The organism is Endozoicomonas numazuensis (assembly GCF_000722635.1).
GTDB classification, from domain to species: Bacteria; Pseudomonadota; Gammaproteobacteria; order Pseudomonadales; family Endozoicomonadaceae; genus Endozoicomonas_A; species Endozoicomonas_A numazuensis.
In genome coordinates this window covers 1-4593 of record NZ_JOKH01000020.1, presented here as the reverse complement: position 1 = coordinate 4593, position 4593 = coordinate 1, and the positions used below count along the sequence as shown (strand labels likewise).

Genomic DNA, 4593 nt, shown 5'->3' with positions numbered 1-4593 from the left:
TGGCGGCGGCGATATTGAGGGGAACACGGGAAATGAACCACTGCCCTTGTTGATCCAGTTTTTGAAGCGTTTCTGCTACATACAACGCAGCATCAGCAACGAAGTAACGGGCTTCCAGTGCGGCCTTGAAACTCTTCAGGTGCTGGGATACGACCCACTGAAAACTCGTCTTGTCGGTCACATTGCCGCTGGCAGCGGCCATAAACATGGGAATGCCCGCTTTGTTTTCGGTCATCAGAAGCAAAATGGCCTGGTTCAGGTCTGGCCGATGGTCACGGCTGTAGCCTTTGCAAATCCTGATGCAATTAAGGTCTTCGTCGCTCTCCTCGCTGTCGCTATTATAACGACCATCGACGTGTAGGCTTGTACCGTCAAGGTTTAACGCCTCGCATGGCAGCTTGAGGCTCTTTGCTACCTTGATAGCCAGCTCGAAATAGACTTTACTGACATCCAGGTTGAACATCTCATCCAGTGCTCTTCCGAGCACTTTGTCGTTTAAGTGCTCAGGTTCGACTCCCTCCCTGATCAGCTTGTCGAGGGGTTTGTTGTCGAAAAACTGCGGAAACATATGGAGAGATTGCCCAACGAACCCCAAGCCATTGAGAATCATGGCGAGAATGCACTCACCATGAGAAACCTTCCACTCGTCGGACTGCTTTGGGGCACGCTGGTCAATGTGTTCGACGATCCCAAGCTCTTTGCACATTCCTGCGACTAAGCCGAGGTGATCCATGACCTGAGTGCGGTACTGAACAGGAGGCATAAGACGGTTTCCTGATATTTGCTTATCTGATAAATAGCAGACTTCAGGAAAATGTCAGGTTAGGTGGTGAATGTCGGGTTTAGGATTTGCCCCAAAATAACTTCCCGATTTTCACCCGGACCCCGTTCGCCCTGAGCTTGTCGAAGGGTTATAGCATTGGGCTTCGACAAACTCAGCCCGAACGGATTTTGAGCAGATTTGAATAAGGAAGTTATTTTGGGACTATTCCTTAGAAGAAGTAGAAAAACGACAGTTGCTGATCAACCCAAACTCTATTGACTCAACAGTGGAACACCCTGCCCCCATAATTAACGAAAGAACGTTACATCATCATGGCTGCCAAGGTGATCACAGAACATCTGTCTTTTATTTTATTGGAGTACCTGCCAATGCAGAGTACCTTCGCCCTGATCACCCACAATTGACTGGATACGATATCGACTGGAACTGATGGCATCTTCACGCAATTTAGACTGGAGAAGTGTCTGAATTTCTTGTAATTGCCGGCTGAGGCTATCTACCTCTGAAACTCTTCCTGCTGAAGCAGACTCAACAGTAATCAACAAGGGTCTGGATTGATTTTCAAAAGCTTTTAATAATGCTTTATACGCGTCTGAGCTGGCTAATGCAGATAAACTGCCAGGTAACGTTGGTAACACAACCTGATTTCTTTTAAGCGCTTTAGCTTTACCTGCCGTGAAAATATCAACCAGAGCGTACTCCCTTTTGTTGCCTCTTCTTACCGTATAAGTCAGATAATAAGCCGTTTTTCCATCAACCTCTTTTTGACCCAGAAAGTAAGCCTGCTCTTTATCCAGACCATAAAGTCGGGCGATATCAAATACATTATTCGCCCAGAAATTACTGCCACCACAACTGAAGCGTTCACAACTAAATACAGGAGTGACACCCAGTTTTTTAAATTGCTCTGTAAAAAAGCGGTACGCTTCATCACTGCTTTTACCACTGGGCAGAAGATAAAGTTTTCTGTCAAGAGAGCCATCAAGCCACTGCTCTGAATCAGCAGTAACGATACCATTCACTTTCTTCATGGAGCTGCTGATGACCGGATAGCTGGTCACTGACTGCTTGAGCTGAAGATCAAGAGTAGCGTTCGGAAATGGAGCTATTTCATCGGCAAAAACAGTGGCAGGCAGGAAAAAGGCACTTGCCAACATAAAAGAAGACGTTCGTCTTAAAAAAGAATGGAAAATGGCCATAGATTGCATTTCACTCCTGACACAGGAAATACCACTGTTTCAGTATTTTAATCGACTGGAAGTTATCCAGCCGCCTATTTTGAATCAGTGGTATTAGCGTCAAATGGCTAAAGAATCACCAAAGAAGCCATCAGGAGCTTTCATTAGAAAAGCTCCAGCTCCCATAAGCTTTCAAGCCTAACACAGTCAAGAGTTCATAACAGTATTCACCACATCCGCTACCGATTGAGTTTCACCATCCATATGAAAATGATGAGAGCCAGGCATCGGGTAAAAGTGGATATGTTCCAGACGTTCACGATAAGGCTCTATGAGTGCATCGACATAACCTTCTTTTGCATAGAGCATATGAGCATCACAACTCATCTGTTCTGCAAAGGCCAATGCCTGATCTTCTGTAAATCGAGTGGGTGAAGGCAGATTAAGGCGAGGATCTGTTCTCCAGGTCCAGGCATCACCATCCTGGTATAACGCACGCTCTACTAACAAGGCAGAAGAATCACGAGTCACCGGAAACTGCCCCAGACAACGTACCCTAACGGCATGTTCCAATGAGCGATAGCGGTTAACCGGCTTACCTTTACGGAAGGACTTTCGTTCCTGAATATAAGTTGCCAATGCATTGGGAGCGTCTTCTGGTTTCCTGGGCATAGGGAAAAGCCCATCCAGTAATATAACCTTCTCAACCCTGTCTCCCAGTATGGCGGAAGCCATCACCGAGACAATTGCCCCCATTGAATGTCCAATTAAACTGAAAGACTCCAGCTCCAGAGTATCGACAATTTCAGCCAGATCCTCTACATAATGCCAGATGGAATAATCCACTTCGTCCAGTCGATGAGACGAGCGCCCATGACCGGCCTGATCAATAGCGATTAGCCGGACACCATTCAGAAAAGGGGCTAATGGAGCAAAGCTCGCGGCATTATCCAACCAGCCATGAAGGGCAATCAAAGGCTTTCCTTTCGGGTCACCCCATTCCTGACCCGAGAAATTCATCCGCCCGATGCAGATTTCAATGTCCCTAGGCTCCATAATGCTCTCCTGTAAGCCTCTCTATCATTTGCAGAACACTCTTTGCTGCTGCTTCCGGAAACTCCAGAGGAAACAGGTGTCCACCAGGCGTACTTTGCATATCCAACCTTGTTAGATAGCGATGAACCAAGACTCGTCTTCTTGACAGAAGATCACTGCTCTGACCATAAACCATGGATGATGGCACTCCAGGCTTCTGTGCACGGGGAAAACGGTCTGGCAGGTTAGAAAAAATTGCGGCCTCAACCGCAGGATCAAACTTCAGACTCAGACTCTCGTTTCTATTATCCAGCCCAAAGTCCACATAATCTTCCAGACAACGTTCATCAAACTGGTTGAAAAGCGTTTTTGACCGGAAATAGTCCAGAGCTTCCTGTCTTTCTGACCATACTGCTTTTCTTTCAGAAGCTCTTTGAGAAGGCGTAATACGACCCATAATCCCGAGCTTTTTTGCCAACCGGATATAACCACTGTCCAGCGGAGTCATCAAGGGCGCATCGAGTAAAATGACGGCCTTATATAAATCCGGCCTTCTTCGGGAAGCAAACCAGGTCAGCACTCCACCAAAAGAATGACCCAGGCCGATAACAGGCTGATCATATCGACGTTCCAGCTGATCAATCAGCTCATCGACCAGGCATTCCCAGTGATTATTGACGGGATAATCGGGATTATGGCCATGACACTCCAGATACTGAATCCGGAACTGAGCCTCCAGAGGGTTCAGAAACTGACGATAGACCGGAGCAGGAAACCCGTTGGCATGGCAAAAATGTATCGAATCCTTGCTCATCATTTTAATACTTTGCGACGAACGACGGTCACATCATGTCATATCTTATGTTTGTGGAAATACTCTAAACATCGTATACAGCAATAGGAGCCTGTCGGACTTAAGACAATTGCGGTCTGAAATCCAGAAAGAACGGCCATCTTTTCCGTTGAATTTGCTTAAATAGGTCAACTATTCGCACAAATTCAGTGAAAAAGCTGACTCGTTCTACTGAATTTTATGCTCGGACGCTATTCTCGGTCAGCCTCCTAGAGCGCACTTTCATTGCCCGACAGGTTCATTTGTACGAGGTACAGAACGAAACCAGATGAATGAAAGCCCCTTAAAAAACAGTCCGAAAAGCTATCAGGATCTGCAGAGTAAAGCAAATTGGAACTGTGATTTCAGCGAGCTAATATGATTGTATAAAAGGAGAAGTCTACCTCACTGACCAGAAAGGCTATTCGATTCCGGGAAGGTCAGTAACAGCCTAAAAGGCCAGAGGCTAAGCGTCGACCTTATCCTGCTTCAACATTTTTACCCGCATATAGCCATGCCTTCACTTTACTGTAAATACTGATCATCCCTGTTCACAGGAAGAGCATTTATACGCTTTAGAATACGGTCCAGCATGGCAGGATAAAGAGGGTGTTTAATCAGGTCCTCGTAAGCAGAAGTGGTCAGCCCCTGGGGTAACCCACGATATGAGACATCCATTCTTCAGCATGGGCATAGGAATCTTGACCTGCCCCACCCTCATATCGAATCTCAGGCTCTTCAGAGATAGCCAGCACCAGGACAAT

General features: G+C 46.4%; 4 protein-coding genes. All 4 read right to left on the bottom strand.

What is annotated here, in order from left to right:
* The coding region (locus tag GZ78_RS26890) for an IS1634 family transposase (protein ID WP_034843415.1) at positions 1-763 on the bottom strand (763 nt) is incomplete at its 3' end.
* Positions 764-1134: 371 nt separating this feature from the next.
* On the bottom strand, positions 1135-1992 hold the full coding sequence (locus GZ78_RS26885; RefSeq protein WP_034843441.1) for a DUF4892 domain-containing protein: 858 nt from the start codon (positions 1990-1992) through the stop codon (positions 1135-1137).
* A gap of 177 nt (positions 1993-2169) precedes the next feature.
* The gene (locus GZ78_RS26880; protein WP_034843410.1) at positions 2170-3018 is read right to left on the bottom strand and encodes an alpha/beta hydrolase; all 849 of its coding nucleotides are present in this window, start codon (positions 3016-3018) and stop codon (positions 2170-2172) included.
* Positions 3008-3814, bottom strand: coding sequence for an alpha/beta fold hydrolase (locus GZ78_RS26875; RefSeq protein WP_051786606.1), 807 nt, complete (start codon positions 3812-3814; stop codon positions 3008-3010). The genes GZ78_RS26880 and GZ78_RS26875 overlap by 11 nt, the downstream gene beginning before the upstream one ends.
* Positions 3815-4593: the final 779 nt, after the last annotated feature.

Excerpts from the sequence above, each read along its gene's own strand:
- GZ78_RS26880 (WP_034843410.1), bottom strand. The coding sequence starts at position 3,018 with ATGGAGCCTAGGGACATTGAAATCTGCATCGGGCGGATGAATTTCTCG.
- GZ78_RS26875 (WP_051786606.1), bottom strand. The coding sequence starts at position 3,814 with ATGATGAGCAAGGATTCGATACATTTTTGCCATGCCAACGGGTTTCCT.
- GZ78_RS26885 (WP_034843441.1), bottom strand. The coding sequence starts at position 1,992 with ATGCAATCTATGGCCATTTTCCATTCTTTTTTAAGACGAACGTCTTCT.